Below are 523 nucleotides of genomic sequence, written 5' to 3' on the forward strand. Positions count from 1 at the left end.
GATTCTATATCTTATGTAGCCAGCACATTTATGCAGTATGATGTCTTCATTAGTTCTTATAAAGTCTTTGATGAAGACTTAGAGTGGGTTGAGAAAAATCACCAAGACTGGGTTATAAATTATTTTGAAAAAATTTATATCAAGTATGATTGTACTTTATATTCTAAATTTGCATTATCAATTTCGTTATATAATATTGGTAAAAAACAATATTTAAAAGAACTATGGAAGAAGTATAGATATTTGTTTTTTATAGATTCCAAAAGAAATGAAGATGAAAATGTAAAAAAGATATGGGATTTAATAGACTGCTCCAAAATTAAAATGGAGTAACTGAAAAAGTATAGATGATATAGTATCACGACATAGATAATGCTCCAAATCGAGAATTCTCTCTTCCCGTAGACTTGATTTCCAGCATATTGCTTGCAGATTTCAAGTATTTTTTTGAACTTTGCCATGAGGTTGTGCATAACAATGATTTTATAACCTAATAGATTTTATACCACTAAGTTACTAAAAG

The 523-nt window shown here is 27.7% G+C and carries 1 protein-coding gene; it reads left to right on the top strand.

Going from position 1 to position 523, the window contains the following annotated elements; all coding sequences use genetic code 11:
• A partial coding sequence (locus HMPREF0645_RS13925) for a hypothetical protein (protein WP_007175510.1) occupies window positions 1-333 on the top strand: 333 nt, incomplete at its 5' end.
• Window positions 334-523: the final 190 nt, after the last annotated feature.

Origin of the sequence: Hallella bergensis DSM 17361 (genome assembly GCF_000160535.1) — a bacterium.
Taxonomy (GTDB): domain Bacteria; phylum Bacteroidota; class Bacteroidia; order Bacteroidales; family Bacteroidaceae; genus Prevotella; species Prevotella bergensis.